15 protein-coding genes are annotated in these 17,513 nt (G+C 60.7%); 8 read left to right on the forward strand and 7 right to left on the reverse strand.

Annotated features, from left to right (window positions below):
* The first annotated feature begins 273 nt into the window (after positions 1–273).
* The 8 genes from DXT96_RS10615 (at position 274) to DXT96_RS10650 (ending at position 10,148) form a co-directional block, all read left to right on the forward strand.
* Positions 274–1,341 (forward strand): ABC transporter substrate-binding protein, encoded by a 1,068-nt coding sequence (locus DXT96_RS10615; protein WP_153514614.1) that lies wholly within the window; start codon positions 274–276, stop codon positions 1,339–1,341.
* 7 nt (positions 1,342–1,348) lie between these two features.
* Positions 1,349–2,242, forward strand: a complete 894-nt coding sequence (locus DXT96_RS10620; protein ID WP_153514616.1) for an NmrA family NAD(P)-binding protein — start codon at positions 1,349–1,351, stop codon at positions 2,240–2,242.
* Positions 2,233–3,402, forward strand: a complete 1,170-nt coding sequence (locus tag DXT96_RS10625) for an LLM class flavin-dependent oxidoreductase (protein WP_153514618.1) — start codon at positions 2,233–2,235, stop codon at positions 3,400–3,402. Before DXT96_RS10620 ends, DXT96_RS10625 begins: the two co-directional genes overlap by 10 nt.
* A 92-nt stretch (positions 3,403–3,494) precedes the next feature.
* Positions 3,495–4,694, forward strand: a complete 1,200-nt coding sequence (locus DXT96_RS10630) for a M20 aminoacylase family protein (protein WP_371418833.1) — start codon at positions 3,495–3,497, stop codon at positions 4,692–4,694.
* A 34-nt stretch (positions 4,695–4,728) separates the two neighbouring features.
* Complete coding sequence (locus tag DXT96_RS10635; protein ID WP_194287618.1) at positions 4,729–6,318, forward strand: ABC transporter substrate-binding protein; 1,590 nt, start codon at positions 4,729–4,731, stop codon at positions 6,316–6,318.
* Positions 6,319–6,757: 439 nt separating this feature from the next.
* Positions 6,758–7,108: a DUF3088 domain-containing protein gene (locus tag DXT96_RS10640; RefSeq protein ID WP_153514622.1), complete on the forward strand. Its 351-nt coding sequence runs from the start codon at positions 6,758–6,760 to the stop codon at positions 7,106–7,108.
* A 39-nt stretch (positions 7,109–7,147) separates the two neighbouring features.
* Entirely contained in the window at positions 7,148–8,743 is a 1,596-nt protein-coding gene (locus DXT96_RS10645; protein WP_153514623.1) for an ABC transporter substrate-binding protein, read from the forward strand.
* 52 nt (positions 8,744–8,795) lie between these two features.
* Positions 8,796–10,148 (forward strand): LLM class flavin-dependent oxidoreductase, encoded by a 1,353-nt coding sequence (locus tag DXT96_RS10650; RefSeq protein ID WP_153514625.1) that lies wholly within the window; start codon positions 8,796–8,798, stop codon positions 10,146–10,148.
* Positions 10,149–10,164: 16 nt separating this feature from the next.
* Here the strand turns inward: DXT96_RS10650 and DXT96_RS10655 are convergent, their stop codons facing one another.
* The 7 genes from DXT96_RS10655 to DXT96_RS10685 all read right to left on the reverse strand — a co-directional run bounded on the left by DXT96_RS10655 (position 10,165) and on the right by DXT96_RS10685 (position 17,461).
* Positions 10,165–11,136, reverse strand: coding sequence for a LysR substrate-binding domain-containing protein (locus DXT96_RS10655; protein WP_153514627.1), 972 nt, complete (start codon positions 11,134–11,136; stop codon positions 10,165–10,167).
* A gap of 38 nt (positions 11,137–11,174) precedes the next feature.
* The gene (locus DXT96_RS10660; RefSeq protein ID WP_153514629.1) at positions 11,175–12,413 is read right to left on the reverse strand and encodes an acyl-CoA dehydrogenase family protein; all 1,239 of its coding nucleotides are present in this window, start codon (positions 12,411–12,413) and stop codon (positions 11,175–11,177) included.
* 63 nt (positions 12,414–12,476) lie between these two features.
* The gene (locus DXT96_RS10665) at positions 12,477–13,532 is read right to left on the reverse strand and encodes an aldo/keto reductase (protein WP_153514631.1); all 1,056 of its coding nucleotides are present in this window, start codon (positions 13,530–13,532) and stop codon (positions 12,477–12,479) included.
* A 39-nt stretch (positions 13,533–13,571) separates the two neighbouring features.
* Positions 13,572–14,507, reverse strand: coding sequence for an ABC transporter ATP-binding protein (locus DXT96_RS10670; protein ID WP_153514633.1), 936 nt, complete (start codon positions 14,505–14,507; stop codon positions 13,572–13,574).
* Entirely contained in the window at positions 14,485–15,483 is a 999-nt protein-coding gene (locus DXT96_RS10675) for an ABC transporter ATP-binding protein (protein ID WP_153514635.1), read from the reverse strand. Before DXT96_RS10675 ends, DXT96_RS10670 begins: the two co-directional genes overlap by 23 nt.
* A complete protein-coding gene (locus DXT96_RS10680; RefSeq protein WP_153514637.1) occupies positions 15,480–16,475 on the reverse strand; it encodes an ABC transporter permease in 996 nt (331 codons plus the stop codon). Before DXT96_RS10680 ends, DXT96_RS10675 begins: the two co-directional genes overlap by 4 nt.
* The gene (locus DXT96_RS10685) at positions 16,472–17,461 is read right to left on the reverse strand and encodes an ABC transporter permease (protein ID WP_153514638.1); all 990 of its coding nucleotides are present in this window, start codon (positions 17,459–17,461) and stop codon (positions 16,472–16,474) included. Before DXT96_RS10685 ends, DXT96_RS10680 begins: the two co-directional genes overlap by 4 nt.
* Between the last annotated feature and the right edge of the window lie 52 nt (positions 17,462–17,513).

A 17,513-nucleotide genomic window follows, 5' to 3' on the forward strand; every position in this document is an offset into this window, starting at 1 on the left:
GTCGCGAGTTAAAAATCCTTGCCGCTCGGAGAAGAAAAACTTTCGCGGGCCGTCGTATCCGGCCCGCAGTTGAAGGGGGAGGTGGTCGAGGCGCGGACGATTATTTCACCGAAAATGCTCCTGTTATCGAAAGGATATTCTGTCTTCCCTCCGGAACGGTCGCGATATGGAAACGAATTTCCTTAACGCCCTCCTAAATAGTACACTTTATCTATAGAAAATATTCTACGGCGTGTAGCGTGCTGTCCAGATCGCAATTCGAGGACGAACGCCATGGCTGATGCCGCCCTTCGCCAAGCAACCCAACCCGTAACGCTGTGGTACACACGCTGCCCGGCGCCAACGCCACTCTCCATCGCGGTGCAGCTTGGCTGGATCGAGGAACGTTTCGCCGGTCATGGCATCTCTGTTTCCTCCATTCGCGATGCGGCTGATCCGGCCATTCGCCAGAGCCATTTCGATCATAGACTGGACTGGTCCTTCCGTCAGGGCGGCAATATTCCCCCCATCTGGGCGAGAGCCGGCGGCCGGAAAACGCGGCTGGTAGGGCTGACGAGAACCGACGAATTTCAGGCCGTCATCGCCTTGCCGGCAAGTGGAATTAGCAAGGGCGGTGATTTGAAGGGGCGGCGCGTCGGCCTGCCGAAACGACCGAACGAAACCATCGATTTTCAGCGCGCGACGTCCCTGAAGGGTATCGTCTCGGCATTGACCGTTTCCAGCCTCTCTGTTGCGGATGTCGAGCTGATCGATCTGACGGCAAGGGAACCGGTGCTGCTTGGGCCGACGGATGAGCGGTTCCATGGTCTGCGCCGACGGCTTCCCTATGGCGAGGAAATCGCAGCACTGCACCGCGGCCATATTGATGCGTTTTTCGTGAAGGGTGCGGAAGGCGTCACCGTCGCCAATCTCATCGGCGCGCAGGTCGTCGTATCGACGGGGTTTCATCCTGATCCGAAAATCCGCATCAACAATGGCACGCCGCGCCCTTTGACCGTGGATGCCACCTTTGCCGACGAGCGGCCCGATCTGGTGGCGGAACTGGTGGCCACCGTGCAGCGGGTGGCCCAATGGGCGAATGATAATCCGGCGGAAGCCGTGCGTTTCATCGCCCGCGAGATTGGTGTCAGCGAGGAGGCGGTTCTGGCCGCCAATGGCGCGGATGTGTATCGCAATCTCAGGCTCGATCTCGATCCGGCCGAGCTGGATGCACTGAGCCACTTCAAGGATTTCCTGCTGGAATGGAAGTTCATCCCTGACGATTTCGATGTGCGGCAGTGGGCCGATCCACGCGCCCTTTCTGTGCTGCAAGAGGCCACGCAATCCGATAGAGCGAAGTGAGGGCGTCATGACAGCCAACATTCTTGTAACCGGGGCAACCGGCAAGCTCGGCCAGCGTGTCGTCAGCCGCCTTTTGCAAAAGCAGGGGAAGGTTCGGGTGTTGACCCGCCGGCGTGAGGAAGCTCTCAAGCTCTGGGGCGACAGGGTGGATATTGCGGAAGGAAACTTCTCCGACCCGGCCAGCCTGAACGAGGCCTTGCGTGGCATAGAAACGGTCTTCCTGCTTTCGCCCATCGGTGAAACGCTGGCGACAGACCAGAATGCAGTCATCGATGCGGCTCTCTTTGCCGGCGTGTCGCGGATCGTGAAAATATCCGGCTCCGACTGGACCATTGAGCACGCCGCGCGCTCCATCTCCGGTGCGGCCCATGCGCAGGTGGAAGCGCATCTGGCCGGCAGCGGCATCGCGCACACGGTGTTGCGGCCGAATGCCTGGATGCAGGTGGCGCTGGAGCCCGTTGTTGTCGCGCTGCGCAGGGGAGAGGATGTGCCGGCCCGTTTCGGCAATGCGGCTGTCTCCTTCATCGATGCCGACGATATTGCCGATGTGGCTGTTGAAGCGCTGACCGCCAGCGCGCCGCTTGCCGGTCCCTTGGTGCTGACCGGTGGCGAAGCCCTGACGGCGCTGGAAATTGCCCGCATCGCTGCTCGTATCCTGCATCGTCCGGTCGGAGTATCGCACAACGTCCCGGCCTTTCCGCCCCATATCGGCGCGTTCGAACAGAAAGCGATAGGCGAATTCGGCCAGCTCATCCGCGAAGGTCTCGCCGCTTCCGTCAACGATAATATTCACCAGATTACCGGTTGTTTGCCCCGTGGGGTGGAAGGTTATCTGCGCGCACGGTTGGCTGCGCCCACCCCGCAGGGCGATCATTCCGAGGGAGAAAAGACATGGCGCTGACTGTTCCATTGCAAGATGGCCACGAACTGAAAGGTCCGGCCGATTTCGAAGACAGCCCGCTCAGCCGGGCGGTAAAACAGCCGCTGATGCTGGGCTTGTTCCTCAATCTGCAGGACATCAATTTCTCCAGCCTGCCGACCAGCAACAGCTGGACGTTCGATTACAATGTCGAACTGGTGAAGCGGGCGGAAGAGCTTGGTTTCGAGATCGCCTTCAGCCGCACGCAATGGCTGCCCAAGGGCGGTTATGACGGCGAATCCTCGCTCGACAGTTTCATCGCTCTGGGTGCCATGGCGGCGGTGACGAAGAGCATTCTGTTGATCTCCACAATTCATGTGCTTTACGGGCCTCTGCACCCGCTGCATCTCGCCAAATATGGTGCGACGCTGGATCATATCGCCAAAGGACGCTGGGGCATCAACATCGTCACCGGCCACCGCGCCATCGAACATGAAATGTTCGGCTGGCAGCGCATCGACCACGACAAGCGCTACGATATGGCGGGTGAATTGTTCGATGTGCTTCACCGGCTATGGGGCGAAACCGAAAACTTCTCCTATGAGGGCAAGCTCAATCCGTGGGCGATCAATAATGGCTGGATCACGCCGAAACCCGCCTTTGGCCGCCCGCCGCTGGTAACCGCGACCGGTTCGCCCGCCGGCATCGATTTCGCCGCCCGTCATTCCGATCTGGTATTCGTCACTTCACCCGGCGGCGCGCATATCGACAGCGCGCTGGAAACGCTGCCCGATCATGTCGCCACCATCAAGAACCGCGCCAGGGCCTATGGCCGGCAGGTGAAGACGCTCATCAATCCGATCATCGTCAGCCGTGACACGGAGAAGGAGGCCTTTGCCTATGCCGATGCCATCGAGGCGGGAAAACCGCAGTCCGGCACCCGCGCCTTCGCCACCAATAATTACGACAGCGACGCCCATGCCTGGCGTGGCCGCGGCGATGCGCGCCACAAGCAGGGGCGCAATCTCGGCGGCAACATCGAAATCATCGGTTCGCCGGAACAGGTGGTCGAGCAGCTTGTCAGCCTGAAAAAGGCTGGCATCGATGGCGTGCAGCTGAATTTCTACGATTTCCGCGAAGACCTTGATTATTTCGGCGAGCGCATTCTGCCGTTGATGAAGGAGGCGGGTCTGAGGCTCTGACGCCTCTTCCGCCCCGATTTTCCAGTTCCGAAGCCTGCACTTCGCAATCGCCGAGATTGCGAGAACGATGTTTTTTGCCCTGAGGAGATACCGTGAATATAGCCGTCGATCCCGTCAAAACATCAGCACCGAAAATTCTGGAGCGGATCGGGACCTATGTTCCCGAACTCGTCTCCATCCGCCACGATCTGCACCAGCACCCGGAAATCGGTTTCGAGGAGGTGCGCACATCAGGCATCGTCGCTGAAAAGCTCGCTTCCTGGGGCATCGAGGTGCATCGTGGTTGTGGCAAGACCGGCGTGGTCGGTGTGCTGCGCGGCCGCCACGCGGGCAATCGCTCCATCGGGCTCAGGGCCGATATGGACGCCCTGCCGATGCCGGAGGAAACCGGCCTGCCTTACGCGTCAATCTATCCCGGCAAATTCCACGGCTGCGGGCATGATGTGCACACCACCATCCTGCTCGGCACCGCCCGTTATCTGGCGGAAACCCGTGATTTCGCCGGCACGGTCGTCTTCATTTTCCAGCCGGCCGAGGAGGGTCTCGGCGGCGCGCGCGCCATGATCGCCGATGGGCTGTTTAGAGATTTTCCCGTTGACGAGATTTACGGGCTGCACAATTCCTCCCATGCAGCCCCCAATCATCTCAAGGTTTCGCCCGGCACCATTCTGGCGGGTGCGGATTTCTTCGATATCCGGCTGAAGGGCAGGGGCGCGCATGCGGCCCATCCGGATGTCGCGCGCGATCCGGTGCCGGCCACGGGGGAACTCATTCAGGCCTTGCAGACCATCGTCAGCCGCAACATACCGCCCACCGATCCCGCCGTGCTGTCGATCACCCGCATCGAGGCGGGATCGGCCTATAACGTCATTCCCGAAACGGCCTCGATTGCCGGAACCGTGCGGGCCTTCTCCGACAGCGTGCGCGAAACCATTCGGGGCCGCATCCGCACCATCTCGGATCACATCGCCGCGGCTTACGGCCTGACTGCCGAGGTGGATATTCGCGACATATTCTCGGTTTTGACCAATGACAACGCTTCGGTGGACATCGTTGCCGGCGTGGCGCGCGAGGTGCTCGGGGATGAGCGCGTTTCCACCGAACCGGGCCGCTTCATGGGCAGCGAGGATTTCGCCGATCTCCTGAAACACGCGCCCGGCGCGTTTTTCACCCTTGGCCATTCCGGCACCCTGCCGGCCCACAATCCCGGTTTCATCGTTGACGACGCCATTCTTCCGGTTGGGGCCACCCTGTTTGCCCGGCTGGTGGAAACCCGGCTGAAGGCTGTCTGAAAATTTGAAAACGAGTCTGCAAGAGGAAACATCCATGGATATTACAAGACGTAAGACATTGCTTCTGGCCGCTGCGCTGAGCGGGGCTGTCCTGTTGCCATCATTGCCGGCAGTGGCGGCGGAGGCGCCGAAAAAGGGCGGGATCGTCACTCTTGCGGGTCTTGGCGAGCCGACGACGCTGGTGCCGCTTTCCGATTCCAACACGCGCACCCGCGCCATTTCCACGAAAATCCTCGAAGGGTTGGTGCGGTTCGACGGCGAGTTCAAACCGCATCCGGTTCTGGCCGAAAACTGGGAAACATCGGCCGACGGACTGCGCCACACTTTCAGGCTGCGCAAGGGCGTCAAATGGCATGACGGCAAGGATTTCACGTCGCAGGATGTGAAATTCTCGCTGCTGGCCTTCAAGAAGGTCGGCCCGCGCGGGCGCTTCACCTTTGCCAATATTGCCGATATCGAAACACCCGATCCGCTGACGGCTGTGGTGGTGCTTTCCAAACCCGCACCCTACCTTCTGCGGGCGCTGACGGGCGGCGAAACGCCCATCCTGCCGGCCCATGCCTATGCTTCGGAAAACTACAATGAAAGCCCGAACGGCAATGCGCCCATCGGCACCGGCCCCTTCGTTTTCGAGGAATGGAAACGCGGCAGCTATGTGAAGCTCAAGAAGAACCCGAATTACTGGCAGGCCGATCTGCCCTATCTCGACGGTTTCGTGGCGCGCTTTGTTGCCGATGCGGCCTCCACCACCATTTCGGTGGAAACCGGCGAGGCGGATTACACAGCCGATGTTTCCTACAGCGATCTGGAGCGCCTGCGGCAGAATCCGAAACTTGCGGTGGAGGTCTATACCGACGCCTATCTCAACAATGCCGCCATCGTTGAGTTCAATCTGGAGAACCCGATCCTTGCGAAAAAAGAGGTCCGGCAGGCGCTGGCCCATGCCATCGACCGCGATTTCATCAACGATGCAATCTTCTTCGGAACAGCCAAACCAGCTGGTTCAAACATTCCGGCCGTCTTCACCGCCTATAATGATGAAAAGCCCTTCACCTATCCCTTCGATCTGGCCAGGGCAAACGAGTTGCTGGACAAGGCCGGTTACCCGAAAGGCGCGGATGGCACCCGTTTTTCGTTGCGGCTGGCCTTCCTGCCATCCGACGTCTTCCGCAAAACAGCTGAATATCTGCGTTCCTCCTTCGGCAAGCTCGGTGTGAAGGTGGACATCGTTGAAGGCGATCTCGCCACCTTCATCAAGCGCGTTTATACCGAGCGCGGTTTCGACCTGACGGTGAACGGCATCAGCCGGCTTTTTGACCCGACGGCGGGCGTGCAGCGTCTCTACTGGTCGGACGGCATCAAGAACCCGGCGCCTTATGTCAACGCCGCCCACTATAACAATCCCAAGGTGGACGATCGTTTCCGCGCTGCCGCAACCGAGGTGGATGAGACAAAACGGGCGGCGCAATTCCACGACATTCAGAAAATCACCGGTGACGACCTGCCGAATTTCTCGATCGTCGCTTTACCGACCGTCATTCTGCGCAACACCAGCCTGAAGTCTCTCGTGACGACCATCGACATTGCCTATGGCGATCTGGCGACGGCCTGGAAGAGCGATTGAGGGCAAGTCCGGCGATCCTGTGGAGCGAGAGTAATGACGAACCTTCCTCCACATTCGACGTCGTCCTCGGTCTTGTACCGAGGATGTGCCAAGTCATCCTGGCCTTGTAGATTGCAGATGCCCGGGATAGGCCCGAGCGTGACCAAGGAGAGGTTTTGCGCCAACGACCTCTCACCAGAACCCGGCAATTCTGCCGGGTTTTTTATTGCCGAAATCTGCCCTCCATTCTTTTTGCACCTTCGCGCCGCGCGCCCGTTTTCGAGAAAAACTTTGCGCATGAAACATGTCGGCCGAAACAGCGATGTTACTAACGGAAATTTCGAAAAAATCAGTTTCATCAGTAATTTAGCGCAAAGTAATTCTTCGTTTTAAAGCAAGAATTGCTTTCTGGACCCACGCTTTGGCCACCTGCACTGTGAGCAGGAAATCTCACCTGCAAATGATGGATGCCATGGCCAAGGACACACTTTTTCTGATCGCCCCCGGATTTGAGGACCCGAAACTCCCCGGTGTCCGGTTCGTCTGCCCGCATTGTAACCAGATCGAAGGCCTGCTTGCCGCCTTTCCAGAGCTTGCGGCGCAGATCGATATCCGCCGGGTCGGTTTTCAGCGTCCGCGTGAGGCGGTCATTGCTGTCGTGGGTGAAGAAAACCAGTCACTGCCGCTGTTCGTCTTTGCCGGCGATGTGCCCAACGACGCGACGGCCAAGGGCGACACGCATTTCATTCAGGACACCAAACGCATTTTGCAAATTCTTGCCGAGCGCCATGGGTTCCCGCAGCTGCATTGAGTTGCCGCACCCGCACATCGGATTTTTTCGGAGACAGACATGACCTTTTCCAGACGCCAGTTTCATAAAATAGCCCTCGCCGCCGGCGCTTTCGTGGCGCTGCCGGGCGGTTCTTTTGCCGCTGCCGAAGAGCCCGTTTCAGGCGGCACGCTGAAGATCGTGTATTTCCCTGAGCCGACCCAACTCGTGGCCATCAATACCAGCGCGGGCGGCCCGCAGTTCATCGGCTCGAAGATTTACGACGGGCTTTTGACCTATGATTATGAGCTTTCGCCGCAGCCCAGCCTTGCGAAGGAATGGAGCGTTTCGGCCGACGGGCTGGAATATGTCTTCCATCTGCAGCCGAAAGCGAAATTCCATGACGGCAAACCGGTGACATCGGCGGATGTGGAATTTTCGATCCTGCGGCTGAAGGAAGCCCATCCGCGCGGCCGGGCGACGTTCTCGCATGTCGAAAGCGTCGATACGTCCGATCCGCTGGTCGCAAAGGTGAAGCTCTCCAAGCCGGCACCGGGCCTGATCACCGCGCTCGCCTCGTCGGAATCGCCAATCGTGCCGAAGCATATTTTCGAAACCTTCAAGCCGACCGAAAATCCGAAAACCGCCCAGATCATCGGCAGCGGTCCCTTCGTGCTGAAGGAATGGGTGCCGGGCAGCCACGTTCTGCTGGAGAAAAATGCGGATTATTGGGATGCGCCGCGCCCCCATCTCGACCGCGTCATCATCCGCCTTATCAACGATGCGGGCGCCCGTGCGGCCGCACTGGAAACCGGGGAAGGCGATATCGGCCCCAACCCGGTGGCGCTTGCCGATCTGGAACGGCTGAAATCCATCCCGACGCTGAAGGTGGATGACCGCATCTATGCCTATGCCGGCCAGCAGAACCAGCTGGTGATCAACCTGGAGAACGACTATCTCAAGGACTTGAAGGTCAGGCAGGCCATCGCCCACGCCATCGATGTTCCGGCGCTGATCGATACCGTGCTTTACGGTTACGCCGTGCCCTCGCCCACGCCGATCAGCCCCGGCCTTGCGAAATTCCACAATCCCGACATTGGTTTTGCCGAGTTCGATATAGCGCTTTCGGAAAAGCTGCTGGATGAGGCGGGCTTCCCGCGCAAGGACGGCGGCAAGCGCTTCAAGCTCAGGGTTACCACCAACCCGTTCAATCCACAGACCTATTCGGATTTTATCGCGCAGGCGCTGTCGAAAATCGGTATCGAGGCGGATATCCAGAAGTTCGATTTCGGCACCTATGTGAAGGTAGTCTATACCGACCGCGCCTGGGACCTTTCGGTGGAATCCCTCTCCAACACCTTCGATCCGACGGCCGGCGTGCAGCGCGTCTACTGGAGCAAGAACTTCAAGATCGGTCTGCCGTTCTCCAATGCCAGCCACTATTCCAACCCGGACGTGGACCGGCTGCTGGAAGCGGCGGCGGTGGAACCTGACATCGAAAAACGCGCGGCGTTCTTCAGGGAGTTTCAGGCCGTCGTCGCCAGGGATCTCCCCGTCATCAATCTCGTCTCGCCCATCCAGCCGGTCGTCGGCAGCGTGCGCATCAAGGATTATGCGACGGGGGCGGAAGGTCTCAGCGGCAATCTCGCCAAAGCATGGGTGACGAAGGAAGCGTGAGGTTTCCTCACCTTTTTCGAAGCCGAGTCAGAGTTAAAAAGGGTTCATCGCCATGAGCAGAAAATCCGAGAAGCTGGTCCTCAATGCCTTCATCTATCCGGGCGGACATCATGAGGCGGCCTGGCGGCATCCAGAGTCGGAGCCGCACCGCGTCACCGATATAAGGCTCTATCAGGATATTGCCCGCAAGGCCGAGGCGGCGAAGCTGGATGCGATCTTCTTTGCCGATGCGCCGGTGCTGGACGCCAATATCCGTTATGCCGCCCGCCACCGGCTGGAGCCGATCACCATGCTGGCGGCCCTTGCCGCTGTCACCGAAAAGATCGGCTTCATCGCCACGGCCTCTACCACCTATTACGAGCCTTACAATCTCGCCCGGCTGTTCGCCTCGGTCGATCATATCAGCGGTGGCCGGGTGGGCTGGAACATCGTCACGACCTCGGCCGATGCGGCGGCCGGCAATTTCAATCTGCAAAAACATCCGCCCCATGCCGACCGTTACCGGCAGGCCATCGAGTTCGTCGATGTGGTGACGAAGCTCTGGGACAGCTGGGAAGACGACGCCATCGTCGCCGACAAGGAGAGCGGGCTTTTCGCCGATACCGACCGCATTCATCCTGCCAATCACGAAGGTGAGTTTTACCGGGTGCGGGGAGCTCTCAACCTGCCGCGCTCACCGCAGGGCAGGCCGGTCTATGTGCAGGCCGGCTCCTCGGAGGAGGGGCGTGGTTTTGCTGCCCAATATGCCGAGGCGATCTTTACCGCGCATCAGACTCTGGAGAGTGCGCGGTCTTTTTATTCCGATATCAAGCGTCGCGTGGCGGCCACGGGGCGCAATCCCGCCCATGTGAAAATCCTGCCGGGTATCAGCCCCTTCATCGCCTCCACCGAAGAGGAGGCACGAAAACTCGAGGCCTCCTTTAACGATCTCATCCAGCCTGCCTTTTCGCTCGGGCAATTGCAGCGCATCACCGGCATAGACCTCTCATCGGCCGATCTCGATCAGCCCTTGCCGCAGGAGGCTGTGGAAGCCACGCGGGCGCAGGCGGATAGCAGCCGTCATCAACTGGTTCTCGATGTCATCGACCGGGAAAACCCGACGATCCGGCAATTGCTGCACCGTCTGGCCGGCGGGCGCGGCCACAAGGTGATATCCGGAACGCCGGAACAGGTGGCGGACTGGATAGAGACCTGGTTCCGTGAGGGCGCTGCCGACGGCTTCAACATCATGCCGCCATGGCTGACTGGCGGGTTCGATATTTTCGTGGATGAGGTGGTGCCGATCCTGAAACAGCGAGGCCTGTTCCGCGAGGATTATGAGGGCGATACGCTGCGCGACCATTATGGTCTGCCACGGCCCGAAAATATCTACGCGGCCAAAGAGTTGCAAAGGGAACGCGCCTGAGGTGGGACGGGCGTGTTCAGGCGGCGGTCTCTAGGGAGAGTATATCCTCGCGCAACAAAGCGAGTAGAGATGCGACCTCCGGCAACCGCCGCCTGTCAGGGCTGGTCAGCAGGTGATAACGGCTGGCCGTCGGCTGCGGTGCGCCGAAAGGTGCAATCACGCGGCCGCTTTTCAGCTCTTCCGAAATCAGGGAGTGGCGCGCAAGGCCGATGCCGTGGCCGGACAAAATCGCTTCGATCAGCGCGGTCTGGCGTGAAAAACGGGGGCCGGTGGCCGAAAGCCTGAGCGGAATGCGGCAGGCGCGAAGCCAGTTTGCCCATTCGAAAGCGGCGTCCGCGCCATTGCCGCGCAACATTGCAAAGGAGAGATCGCGCAGCCGGTCAGGCTCGCCGCAAAGCCGGTGGCGGCTGGCGAAATCAGGCGTGCAGACGGCACTGACGGTATCGGTGAAAAGCGGTTCATGAATGAAACCGGGGATTTGCGCATGGGTGGCGATAATGGCGCAATCGGCATCGAAATGGGTGAGGTCTATGGTGTCGCCCTCAAGAGATAAGATCGAAAGGTCCATATCACCAAGCGCAGATGCGATGTTTCCCAGCCGCGGCGCCAGCCAGCGGGCGGCAAAACAACCTTCCGCCAGAACCTTCAGCTGCGGCCGGGCGTTCGAAACCATCAGGTCGGAAAGACTGCCGATCATCGTCTCGAAAGCATCTGCAAGGCCGGGATAAAGCGCGCTGCCGGCATCGGTCAGCAGCAATTCGCCGCGCTGGCGGCTGAAAAGCGGCTGACCGAGATGGGTTTCGAGAATTCGGACCTGCTGGCCGATGGCGGCGGTCGAGACATGCAGTTCCTCCGCTGCCCGCGAAAAGCTGGCATGGCGGGCGGCAACCACGAAGGCGCGCAGCGCCGTCAGCGGCGGCAGCCGGGAAAGTGTCGGCAGGCGAAAAGCCGCCCGGCTCCCGGCGGGAGCGATAAACTCCGTTCTCATTACTGCTCCTCCTGTGCCGCCTGCCATCTTCCGCATGGTCAGAACACCCGGCCTTCCCTAAGGTGGGTCGTGGTGCCGTTGAGGTAATAGTCGCCGATCACCCGCGCCTTATGGGCCAGCGGATTGTGATTGTAGACGGTGCGGATGTTGCGCCAGTGGCGGTCGAAATTCCGATCGCTCGATGTCGCCGAGCCGCCGCCGAGTTCGTAGAGATTGGTGGCGACCGTCAAAGACAGCTGCGAGGCGATAATCTGGGTGCGGGCGGTGGCGAGCGAACCTTCCAGCAACGCCGCTTCTATCGCCTCTTCATCACCATTCGCAAAGGCGACAGCCGTCCGGTCGAGCGTTCTGGCCGCTTCGCGGATGAGTGTCTTGACGGCGAAAGCGCCGGCGCTGATTTCGCCGAGCGTCTTCTGCACGAAGGGGTCTTGATTGGCGGTTTCCGCAGCGCTGTGAAGCGTGGTGCGCGCCTGGCGCAGAACATATTCCACACCGTCGTTGAGCGCCCCCTGAACCGCGCCGGCGGCAGATGCGGCGAGATGCAGTTGCCGCATGGCCGAGCTGTGGCGGCCGATCTGGGTGCCGAGCTTGCGGGTCGTCAGCTCATGCGGCAGCACCTCGACATTCTCAAGCAGCACGCCGCCGCTTGCGGTCATCCGCTGGCCCATGCTGTCCCAGTCATCGAGAATGGTGATGCCGGCACGATCAAGCGGAATGAGCACGCCGATCGGCTGCTCGTCATCGCCAATGGCGCTGAAGGTGCCGAAATCGGCAAAGGCGGTGCCGGTCGCATACCATTTGCGGCCGTTCAGCCGGTAGCGGTCGCCATCCGCACTCAGCCGCGTGGTGATTTCGCCGGGGCGTTTGGTGCCCTGTTCGGTGCTGGCGCCCGCGAAAAGTTTGCCGGCGAGGACCTGTTCGAGATGCCGCCGGTCCTCCAGCTCGATGGGTGCCAGCGCGAGGTTTTCGGTGAAGTTGAAATGGCTGCGAAGTGCGTGCGGAATATTGCTGTCGGCTTCGCCGAGGATCATCAGCACTTCAATATAGTCGGCAATCGAGCCGCCCGGTCCGCCCTTGGCTTCGGGGACACGCAGCGTGCCAATCTTCGCCTCTTTAATAAGGGCGAAGATGTCGAAGGGCAGGTCGCGCTGGCGCTCGCGGCGGGCGGCATCCCTGGCCGCGATAGCCGCAATGTCCTTAGCCCGGGCCAGAATCTCGTCACGGCTCGGCACGCCGGAATTGTCGGTGGTGGTTGTCTGTGGTTTCAGATTGGACATTGCGGTTTTCCCGTGAGCGGATGTGAGGGCCTGCGGCACAATCGCGCCGCAGGTTTTTTCTTATCAGGCGACCGCGCGCGGCTTGACGACCGGGCGGGGTGCGGCTTCGACATTGCGCGGCACGCGGCCTTCGACGGGATGACTCGGATCGTTGAAGCCGGGTGTAGAGGGATGACCTGTCGTGACGAGGCTGTCGACCAGCACTTCATCCTCCGCATCGATCTTCACATCGAGGGCGCGGACATAACCGTTCCAGTGCTCTTCAGTGCGCGGGCCGGTGATGGCGGCGGTGACGAACTTGTTGTTCAGCACCCAGGCCAGAGCGAAATCCGCTGCCGAAACGCCCTTCGATGCGGCGTGCGCCGCAACCTTCTGGGCAATTTCAATAGATTCCGGACGCCATTCCGTTTCCAGAACGCGCTTGTCGCCACGCCCGACGCGCGTGTCGGCGCCGGGCTGTTCGCCCGGCTGGTATTTGCCGGTCAGCACACCGCGCGCCAGCGGCGAATAGGACACGACGCCAAGGCCATAGTGATTGGCCGCCGGCAGCTGCTCGACTTCCGCCGTGCGGTTGACGATGTTGTAGAGCGGCTGGCTGGCAACCGGCCGGTCGATGCCGAGCTGGTCGGCCAGATGCGCAATTTCGGCAATGCGCCAGCCACGGAAGTTCGAAACGCCGAAATAACGCAGCTTGCCGGCGCGGATGAGATCGGCAATGGCGCGCAACGGCTCTTCCAGCGGCGCGTCGAAGACGGCGCGGTGGAAATAGAGGATATCGATATAGTCGGTGTTGAGCCGGCGCAGCGAATTCTCGACGGTCTCGATCACCCATTTGCGCGAATGGCCACCGAGATTGGGGCCCTTGGTGTGGGAATTGACGAATTTCGTCGCCAGAACCCAATGGTCGCGCGTGGCCTTGATGCCGCGACCGACGACTTCCTCTGACTTGCCGTCGTGATAGACATCGGCGGTGTCGATGAAGTTGATGCCCTGTTCGCGCGCCTTGTCGATGATGCGGAAGGCCACGTCATCCGGTGTCGGGCCTCCGAACATCATGGTGCCGAGGCTAAGCGGTGAAACTTTCAACGCGCTGCGTCCGAGATAGCGATAGTCGACCATTATGGTTGCTCCTTCAAGTTATTGGGCATGGTTGGCAAGTTATTGGGCATGGTGGCAAGCCACGGCGTGGTTCTTGCCGAAAAGGGTGTAATCCGGCGCTTTTTCGCGACAGAGATCGGTGGCGAGCGGGCAGCGGGTGTGAAACCGGCAGCCGGATGGCGGATCATGCGGGCTCGGCAGATCACCGGAAATCGGTGCCGCCTGTTTGCGGCGGGCGGGATCCGGAACGGCGGCGAGCAGCGCACGGGTATAGGGGTGCTTCGGCGAGGCCCAGAGTTCTGCGGTCGGCGCGCTTTCCACGATCTTGCCGAGATACATGACCAGCACCCGGTCGGAAAAATAACGCACGACGGACAGGTCATGAGAGACGAAGAGATAGGAGAGCGACAGCCGCTTCTTCATTTCCACCAGAAGGTTGAGGATTTGCGCCTGTATCGAAAGATCGAGCGCCGAGACCGGCTCGTCGCAGACCACCAGTTCCGGCTCCAGAACCAGTGCGCGAGCAATGCCGATGCGCTGGCGCTGGCCGCCGGAAAATTCATGCGGATAACGGTCGAGCGCATCCGGCGGCAGACCCACCTGCGCGATGATGGCCTCGACGATGTCTCGTTGCTGCGCCCTGTCGCCGATGCCGTGCACTTTCAGTGGCGCGGTAAGGATGGTGCGAACCGTGTGGCGCGGATTGAGCGAGGCGAAGGGATCCTGAAAAATCATCTGGATGCGGCGGCGGATGCCACGCAGTTGCGATGACGACATTGCCGTCACATCCGCGCCCTTGAAGGTGATCCTGCCGGAAGACGGCTCGACCAGTCGCATCAGCGATTTGCCGAGCGAGGATTTGCCGCAGCCGGATTCACCCACCAGAGCCACCGTCTCGCCGGCCTCGATATTAAGCGACACATCATCGACGGCGCGCACGGTGCCGCGTCCGCCCGTGTAATGGGTGGAGAGACTATGCACTGACAAGAGCGTCATCGGATACCTCCTGTGATGTCGGGAATACGAAGGGGCAGGCGGCGTAGCGGCCTTCCGAAATCGGCCGCAGCGGCGGCACGAACTGCCCGCAGAAACCACGGGCGCTCGGACAGCGCGGCCGGAAGGCGCAGCCGCGCTCGCCGGTGGCGGAGACGATGGAGCCCGGAATTTCGATCAGCGGTCCGTCACGATAATGCTGGCCGTCTTCCGCGCGCGGCGAGGCGGCGAGCAGGCCGCGCGTATAGGGATGGTAGGGGTTGGAGAACACCGGTTCCGGCAATCCTTCCTCTACCTTGCGGCCGGCATACATGACCATCACCCGATCCGCCCATTGCGCCACGATGCCGAGATCGTGGGTGATGAGGATGACAGCCATGTTGAGATCGCGGCGCAGATTGTCGAGCAGCTGCAGGATCTGCGCCTGTATCGTCACGTCGAGCGCGGTCGTCGCCTCGTCGGCGATCAGGAGTTTCGGATTGCAGGCGACGCCGATGGCGATCATGACGCGCTGGCGCATGCCGCCGGAAAGCTGGTGCGGATAATCATCCACACGACGGCCGGCATCGGGAATATTGACGAGGTCGAGCAACTCGATGGCGCGTTTGCGGGCCTGACGCCGGTCGATCTTCTCGTGGATGCGCAGCACCTCGATGATCTGTTCGCCGACCGTCAAAACCGGGTTGAGCGAGGTCATCGGTTCCTGAAAGATCATGCCGATATCGCGACCGCGAATGCCGCGCCATTGCCGCTCCGAAAGCGGCAGGAGATCGCGGCCCTCGAGCAGAACCCGCCCGCCGGTCTTGGCGTGTGACGGCAGAAGGCCGATGAGCCCGAGTGCCGTCAGCGATTTGCCGGAGCCGCTTTCGCCGACGATGGCCAGCATTTCGCCTGCCTGTAAGTCAAAGCTGACGCCCTTGACCGGCTGGGCTTCGCCGAAGCTGACGGAGAGATCGTGGACTTCGATCAGTTTGCTCATCGGCGTTCCTCCGAAAAACGCGGGTTGAGCGCATCGTTGAGACCGTCGCTGATGAGGTTCAGCGAAATGACGGTGAAGACGATGGCAAGGCCGGGAAGGGCGGTCAGATACCAGGCGGTGCGGATGACATCGCGGCCCGAACCGATCATCGACCCCCAGGAAACACGGTTGGGGTCGCCCAACCCCATGAAGGACAGTGCTGCTTCCATGAGGATCGCGCCTGCCACCATGACGGAGGAGGTGACGATGATCGGCGGCAGCGCATTGGGCAGAATTTCCTGAAAGACGATCCGCGCATGGCCATAACCGAGGCTTCGAGCCGCCAGCACATAGTCCTTCTCGCGGATGGCGCGGAATTCGGCGCGGGTGAGGCGGGCGACGAGCGGCCAGGTGATGATGCCGATGGCCGATGTGACCGTGGTGACCGAGGGCTGGGCGATAGCGACGAGCACGACCAGCAGCACGAAATTCGGCAAGGTCTGGAAGATTTCGATCAGCTTGACGAGAATATCGTCGATGACGCCACCGAAATAACCGGCGAAAGCACCAACGGCGATGCCGATGGTCAGGCCGATCAGCGTCGCCACGACACCGACGGTCAGCGAGATACGTGCGCCGTGCACGATGCCGGCCAGAACATCCCGGCCCATGCTATCGGTGCCGAGCGGATAGGCCGGGTTCTGGCCGGGCCAGAGGAAGGGACGGGCGACCATTTCCAGCGGGTCGCCGGGATAGATCAGCGGGGCTGTGAGAGCGGCGATGAGGACGGTGGCGAGAAACAGCAGCCCGACGATGGCGTTGGGGTTGGTCAGGAAGATTTTCAGTTCCCGCCGCAGGCCGCGCCGGGGCACGGAAACGGAACGGGCCGAAAGCGCATCCGGCGCGTGGATATAGGGCCAGACTTTTTCTTCGGGCTTTTTCGGTTTTGGATTGGTCTCTTCAGCGCCAAGTTCGGCCGTGTCGAGAACCGCAGTGATGGGGGAGGAATTCATCGGCTTTCTCCGATGCGGGGATCGAGCCATGCCTGCAACAGGTCGACGGCCGCATTGACGATGATGACGACGAGGGAAGAGAGAAGCAGGATGCCGAGCAGCACGCTGAAATCACGCGCCATCACGGCTTCGAAGGCGAGGCGGCCAAGACCCGGCCAGCTGAATACGGTCTCGACTACGACTGCGCCGCCCAGCAGGCCGCCAATATGCATGCCGGCCATGGTGGTGATGGGGATCAGCGCATTGCGCAGAATATGGCGTGTGGTGAGCCGGAGCGGCGAAACGCCCTTGGCGCGCGCCGTGCGCACATAGTCCTGGGATTTTACCTCCAGCATCGCCGCACGGGTGAGGCGGGCATAGATCGCCAGAAAATAAAGCGCCAGCGAAAGGGCGGGAAGAATAATATAGCGCAGCCTGTCCAGAAAGGCTGCGAAACCGGTGAGGTTACTGCCAATGGTGCTGTCACCGCCGGAGGGAAGCCAGCCGAGCTTGACAGAGAAGGTGAGGATGAGCATCAGGCCGATCCAGAAACCCGGCACGGAATAAAAAATCAGCGAACCGATCGAAATGATCCGATCCGGCAGCTTGCCGGAAAAAAGCGCCATGATCGAGCCGAGGAACACACCGACGAAAATCGCAATGCCAAGCGCTGCTCCCATCAGGGCAAGGGTGCCCGGCAGGCGCTGACCGATGAGTTCTGCCACCGGCATGCCGTAGCGAGGGGAAAAGCCGAGGCTGAACTGGGCGAGATTGCCGAGATAGTTCATGAGCTGATGCACGATCGGCAGGTCCAGCCCGAAGCGGGAGCGCATTTCGGCCATGGTCTCGACGGTTGCCGAACCCGCTTCCGCCGCCAGCACATCCGCCGCATCACCCGGCGCCAGTTGCAGCAGGAAGAAGTTCAGGATGACGATGCCCAGCACCGTCGGAATGGCCTGAATTGCCACCCGCTTTGCCTGCGATAAAATCCTCTTCGAATTCGACATCGGCTCCAGTCCGTAAACTTGCAAAACATAAATCAGCCTCTCGAAGGCAGGA

Origin of the sequence: Agrobacterium sp. ICMP 6402, assembly GCF_009498615.1 — a bacterium.
Taxonomy (GTDB): domain Bacteria; phylum Pseudomonadota; class Alphaproteobacteria; order Rhizobiales; family Rhizobiaceae; genus Agrobacterium; species Agrobacterium burrii.

Coding starts and splice junctions, on each gene's coding strand:
- DXT96_RS10615 (WP_153514614.1), top strand. CDS start 274: ATGGCTGATGCCGCCCTTCGCCAAGCAACCCAACCCGTAACGCTGTGG.
- DXT96_RS10620 (WP_153514616.1), top strand. CDS start 1,349: ATGACAGCCAACATTCTTGTAACCGGGGCAACCGGCAAGCTCGGCCAG.
- DXT96_RS10625 (WP_153514618.1), top strand. CDS start 2,233: ATGGCGCTGACTGTTCCATTGCAAGATGGCCACGAACTGAAAGGTCCG.
- DXT96_RS10635 (WP_194287618.1), top strand. CDS start 4,729: ATGGATATTACAAGACGTAAGACATTGCTTCTGGCCGCTGCGCTGAGC.
- DXT96_RS10640 (WP_153514622.1), top strand. CDS start 6,758: ATGATGGATGCCATGGCCAAGGACACACTTTTTCTGATCGCCCCCGGA.
- DXT96_RS10645 (WP_153514623.1), top strand. CDS start 7,148: ATGACCTTTTCCAGACGCCAGTTTCATAAAATAGCCCTCGCCGCCGGC.
- DXT96_RS10650 (WP_153514625.1), top strand. CDS start 8,796: ATGAGCAGAAAATCCGAGAAGCTGGTCCTCAATGCCTTCATCTATCCG.
- DXT96_RS10655 (WP_153514627.1), bottom strand. CDS start 11,136: ATGAGAACGGAGTTTATCGCTCCCGCCGGGAGCCGGGCGGCTTTTCGC.
- DXT96_RS10660 (WP_153514629.1), bottom strand. CDS start 12,413: ATGTCCAATCTGAAACCACAGACAACCACCACCGACAATTCCGGCGTG.
- DXT96_RS10665 (WP_153514631.1), bottom strand. CDS start 13,532: ATGGTCGACTATCGCTATCTCGGACGCAGCGCGTTGAAAGTTTCACCG.
- DXT96_RS10670 (WP_153514633.1), bottom strand. CDS start 14,507: ATGACGCTCTTGTCAGTGCATAGTCTCTCCACCCATTACACGGGCGGA.
- DXT96_RS10675 (WP_153514635.1), bottom strand. CDS start 15,483: ATGAGCAAACTGATCGAAGTCCACGATCTCTCCGTCAGCTTCGGCGAA.
- DXT96_RS10680 (WP_153514637.1), bottom strand. CDS start 16,475: ATGAATTCCTCCCCCATCACTGCGGTTCTCGACACGGCCGAACTTGGC.
- DXT96_RS10685 (WP_153514638.1), bottom strand. CDS start 17,461: ATGTCGAATTCGAAGAGGATTTTATCGCAGGCAAAGCGGGTGGCAATT.